The organism is Methylibium sp. T29 (assembly GCF_000576205.1).
Taxonomy (GTDB): domain Bacteria; phylum Pseudomonadota; class Gammaproteobacteria; order Burkholderiales; family Burkholderiaceae_C; genus Methylibium; species Methylibium petroleiphilum.
Map to the genome: position 1 here is coordinate 1 of NZ_AZND01000286.1, position 3,906 is coordinate 3,906.

The window sequence follows — 3,906 nt, forward strand, 5'->3', positions numbered from 1 at the left end:
GCCTCTCACGCGCCCCCCGGCCCGGCCGGCCACACCCCGGCAGAGACATCGGTGCCGCGCCGCGATGGTCTGCCACCGAGAGTTCAGCGCGGCAGGCGGTGGGCGCCGGGGCGGTGTCGGGGTGCAGCGAGGAGCACAGGGCCGCAGGCGGCGCGCGCAGCGCGCTTCGTGATCCGATCCGTCGTGCTTGTCCGAGCGCAGTTCGCGCAGCGAACAAAGCGAGTTGCGCGACGCGCCTGCGGCACGCGCACCGCAGCGCAGTCGGCGCAGCGCGCCGACTGCACCCCATCACCGCCCCGGCGCCCACCGCCTGCCGCGCCTGCGCGCACCTCTGAAGAACGCCACCGGAGCCGACCGCCATGCGCAGCACTGCCCTCGCCGACATCCTGCTGCCGATCGGCGCGCTGCTCGCCGCGCTGCTGCTGTTCGGCGTGTTCGTGTGGTTCGGTGGCACCGACCCGGTCGAGGTCTGGGTGCTGCTGTTCAAGGGCGCCTTCGGCGACTGGTTCTCTTGGCAGAACACGCTGCAGCGCGCCGCGCCGCTGATGCTCACTGCGCTGTGCGTCGCGCTGCCGGCGCGTGCCGGCCTGGTGATCATCGGCGGCGAAGGTGCGCTGGTGCTCGGCGGCCTGGCCGCAGCGGCGCTGCCCTACGCGGTGCCGCTGCCGGGCAACGTGATCGGCACCGTGCTGGTCTGCGCGGCCGGCATGGCGGCCGGCGCCGCGTGGATCGCGCTGGCCGGTGCGCTGCGGCAGTACCGCGGCGTCAACGAGACCATCAGCAGCCTGCTGCTCGCCTACATCGCGATCGCACTGTTCAAGCAGATCGTCGAGGGCCCGCTGCGTGACCCGGCCACGCTGAACAAGCCGTCCACGCGCGCGCTGGACGAAGGCATCCGCATCGGCGGCATGTTCGGCTCCGACGTGCACTGGGGCCTGGTGCTGGGCCTGCTGGCCTGCGCGGCGCTGGGCCTGTGGCTCGCGCTCACCGCGCGCGGCTTCGCGGTGCGCGTGGTCGGCGGCAACCCGCGCACCGCGCAGTTGGTGGGCCTGCCGGCAGCGGCTGATCCTGATCGCCTGCGCGATCGGCGGCGCCTGCGCCGGGCTGGCCGGTGCGATCGAGGTGGCCGCGGTGCACACAAACGCCAACGCTTCCATCATCGCCGGCTACGGCTACGCGGGCATCCTGGTGAGCTTCATCGCACGGCACAACCCGATCGCCGTGATCCCGGTCGCCATCCTGTTCGGTGGCTTCGGCGCGGCCGGCAGCCTGCTGCAGCGCCGGCTCGACCTGCCCGACGCCTCGGTGCAGGTGCTGCAGGGCATCGCCTTCGTGCTGATCCTCGCCAGCGAGGCGCTGCGCGGCATCGACTGGCGCGCCGCCGCGGTGAAGCTCAGGCCCCCGGCCGGGCCGGCGGCGCCGGTGCAGTTGAAGGTCAAGGGCGGGGGAACGTGATGACGAGGATGACGACGAAGCAGCGGGCGATCGAGCACACGGGAGCCACGTCATGAGCGACACCCTGATCGCCTTCTCCGCCGCCATCCTCGGCGGCGCCTTGCGCGTCGGCGTGCCCTTCCTGTTCGTGAGCCTCGGCGAGTGCCTCACCGAGAAGGCCGGCCGCATCAACCTCGGCCTCGAGGGCGTGCTGGTGCTGTCGGCGATGGCGGCCTTCGGCGGCGCCTATCTCAGCGGCTCGGTGTGGGTCGGCGTGCTGGTCGCGGCCGGCGCCGGTGCGCTGCTGGCGCTGCTGCACGGGCTGCTGTGCACGCTGCCGCGCGTGAACGACGTGGCCACCGGCATCGCGCTGATGCTGCTCGGCACCGGCCTGGCCTTCTACCTCGGCAAGCCGCTGATCCAGCCGCAGGCGCCGCAGCTCACACCCTTCGCGCTGGGCGGCTGGAGCGAGTCGAGCGTGGTGCAGGCCGCGCTGCAGATCAACCCGCTGCTGCCGCTGGGCATCGTGCTCGCGGTCGTGCTGTGGCTGGGCTTCGCGCGCACCCGCTGGGGCCTGCTGGTGCGGCTGGCCGGCGACTCGGCCAACGCGACGCGCGCGCTCGGCTACTCGGTCGGCGCGATCCGCATCGCCGCCACCGCGGCGGGTGGCGCGATCGCCGGGCTGGGCGGTGCGTCGCTCACGCTGTTCTACCCCGGCAGCTGGAACGAGGGCATCTCCTCGGGCCAGGGCCTGATCGCCGTGGCGCTGGTGATCTTCGCGCGCTGGAGTCCGCTGCGTTGCGTGGGCGCGGCGCTGCTTTTCGGCGGGGCCGGCGCCATCGGCCCGGCGCTGCAGTCCATCGGCATCAGCCAGGGCTACTACCTGTTCAGTGCCGTGCCCTATGTGCTCACGCTGGTGATCCTGGTGCTGAGCTGCGGCCCGGCAGCGTGGCGCAGGGCAGCCCGGGCGAGCTGTCGTCCGCGCGCTGAGAGAAGAAGGAGCCTGCGATGCCCAACGAATCCTTCGTCGATGCCGAGCCCTACCCCTGGCCTTACGACGGCGACCTGCGCCCCGACAACACCGCGCTGATCGTCATCGACATGCAGACCGACTTCTGCGGCGTCGGCGGCTACGTCGACAAGATGGGCTACGACCTGGCGCTGACGCGCGCGCCCATCGAGCCGATCAAGCGGCTGATGGCGCGCCTGCGCACGCTGGCTTCCACATCATCCACACCCGCGAAGCCACCGCCCCGACCTCGCCGACCTGCCGGCCAACAAGCGCTGGCGCTCGCGCCGTGCCGGCACCGGCGGCGTGGGCATCGGCGACGTCGGCCCCTGCGGCCGCATCCTGGTGCGCGGCGAGCCGGGCTGGGAAATCATCCCCGAGCTGGCACCACGGCCCGGCGAGCCGGTGATCGACAAGCCCGGCAAGGCTCGTTCTACGCCACCGACCTCGACATGCTGCTGCGCGTGCGCGGCATCCGCAACCTGCTGCTCGCCGGCATCACCACCGACGTGTGCGTGCACACCACGATGCGCGACGCCAACGACCGCGGCTACGAATGCCTGCTGCTGTCGGACTGCACCGCGGCCACCGACCCCAGCAACCACCTCGCGGCGTTGCACATGGTCAAGATGCAGGGCGGCGTGTTCGGCGCGGTGGCGTCGTCCACCGCGGTGCTGGAGACGCTGGCATGACCGCCCCGCTCGACCCCCGACCGCCGACCGAGGGCGCACTCGCGCTCGACACCTTCGAGCTCACCAAGCGCTTCGGCAGCTTCACCGCGCTGGATGGCGTGTCGATGCAGGTGCCGGCCGGCTCGGTGCATGCGCTGCTCGGCGAGAACGGCGCGGGCAAGTCCACGCTGGTCAAGTGCGTGGCTGGCTACCACCCGCCGGAGCACGGCGCGGTGCTGATCGACGGCCGCGAGCAGGACATCGCCTCGCCCATCGTCGCGCGCGCGCTGGGCATCGGCATGGTCTACCAGCACTTCACGCTGGCGCCCGGCATGACGGTGGCCGAGAACCTGCTGCTGGCCGGCGGCCGCACGCCGGCGCTGATCGACTGGGCCAAGGAGCGCAAGGCGCTGGCCGAGTTCCTGACCACCACGCCGTTCACGCTCGACCTCGACGCCACGCCGGCCCAGCTGGCCGCCGGCGAGAAGCAGAAGCTCGAGCTGCTGAAGCAGCTCTACCTGAAGCCTCGGCTGCTGATCCTGGACGAGCCCACCTCGGTGCTCACGCCGCAGGAGGCCGACGAGGTGCTGGCCTTCGTGCGTGCCGTCGCGCGGCGCGGCGAATGCACGGTGCTGATGATCACGCACAAGTTTCGCGAGGTGATGGCCTACGCCGACGGCGTGACGGTGCTGCGCCGCGGTCGCAAGGTGCACGGCGTGGGCGTGCCCGACACCACGCCGGCCGAGCTGGCGCAGGCCATGATCGGCGAGACCGCCGGCGGCAGCGCCCGCG

2 protein-coding genes and 2 pseudogenes are annotated in these 3,906 nt (G+C 72.4%); all 4 read left to right on the forward strand.

The features are described 5' to 3' along the window. Positions 1-359 precede the first annotated feature (359 nt). A pseudogene (locus tag x551_RS19490) lies at positions 360-1,455 on the forward strand (ABC transporter permease). 52 nt (positions 1,456-1,507) lie between these two features. Then, positions 1,508-2,424 (forward strand): annotated as a pseudogene (locus x551_RS19495) (ABC transporter permease). An 18-nt stretch (positions 2,425-2,442) separates the two neighbouring features. Next, entirely contained in the window at positions 2,443-3,135 is a 693-nt protein-coding gene (locus x551_RS19500; protein ID WP_081771417.1) for a cysteine hydrolase family protein, read from the forward strand. Next, positions 3,132-3,906, forward strand: a 775-nt coding sequence (locus x551_RS19505; RefSeq protein WP_036250389.1) for an ATP-binding cassette domain-containing protein, incomplete at its 3' end; no start/stop codon positions are given. The genes x551_RS19500 and x551_RS19505, both read left to right, overlap by 4 nt.

Coding starts and splice junctions, on each gene's coding strand:
- x551_RS19500 (WP_081771417.1), top strand. CDS start 2,443: ATGCCCAACGAATCCTTCGTCGATGCCGAGCCCTACCCCTGGCCTTAC.